Here is a 917-nt window from a genome sequence, read left to right as displayed (position 1 = left end):
TTCCGGCGACGCCAACCTGATCGCTCTCGCCCCGGAATGGGAAGCGGCGCGAGACCTCTATGCCCAGCGGATCCAAGAGCAGATCGCAGTTTCAGACGCCGCGCAACCTCGCCCGTCCCGCGATCAGCCTCACGCCGATTGGGCGAGGCAGGCGGCCGAGTGGCGTGAGCGGACCGGCGTCGAGGCTGCCGAGGAGGCATCGGCCGAGGCGCTGAACGAGCTGTGCGAGATCGAGGACCGTATCGCCGAGCTGCCGGCCGCCTCGCTCGCCGGATTGCGCCTCAAGGCCCTCGTCGCCCAGCGCAACGACGACATCGACGTGGCCTGGCCGGAGAACCTTGGCCCCGGCTTCGCCCGGGATGTCCTGGCGTTCACCGAAACCCAGGCCGACCGGCAGGCTCCGATCGCCCCCAATCTCGTCGGCATGCTCGACCTCGCGTCCGCCTCAATGGGTGAGCTTCAATCAATCCGAGACGCAGCGGAACGTGTCGGCAGCGTGGCTTATGTTCATGCGTGGAGCCCTCGTTGCCGCGACAGGGTGAACGCTTCTGGCGCACCTCATTTCAACGCCGCCGGCAAGCTGGTTCAGTGGGTCGGCGACGCGCTGACGGCGGTAGAGACCGCGGCTGAGGACGAAGCGCGGCGCCGTACCCCAGAGGGTCAGGACGATCGCGAAACCCGCCTCTCGATGCTGGCCGTCAGCACCATCGACAACGGCGACCCTGCCGCGACCGAGGCCCTTGCCCGCGAGCTGCTGGCCCACGTCGAGGCCGAGCGTGTCAAAAGGCGTTGGAATGGGACCCCGGATCGGCGTGCAATTGGGACCCCTTCGCAAGCTGGGTACGGTACGGTGCGGCTGAGCTGATCCGACGTCCAGCTTTGGCGTCGTAGGCGCTGGCCTCAGGCGCGGTTCTTGA

General features: G+C 67.8%; 1 protein-coding gene. It reads left to right on the top strand.

Annotated features, from left to right (window positions below):
* On the top strand, positions 1–865 hold an 865-nt coding region (locus MKK84_RS03395; protein WP_243916624.1), incomplete at its 5' end, for a hypothetical protein.
* Positions 866–917 lie beyond the last annotated feature (52 nt).

The sequence above is a fragment of the Methylobacterium sp. E-065 genome, assembly GCF_022829605.1.
In the GTDB taxonomy this organism is placed as follows: domain Bacteria; phylum Pseudomonadota; class Alphaproteobacteria; order Rhizobiales; family Beijerinckiaceae; genus Methylobacterium.
Note: the sequence above shows the minus strand (reverse complement) of the source record. Positions and strands in the feature narration are given on the sequence as shown.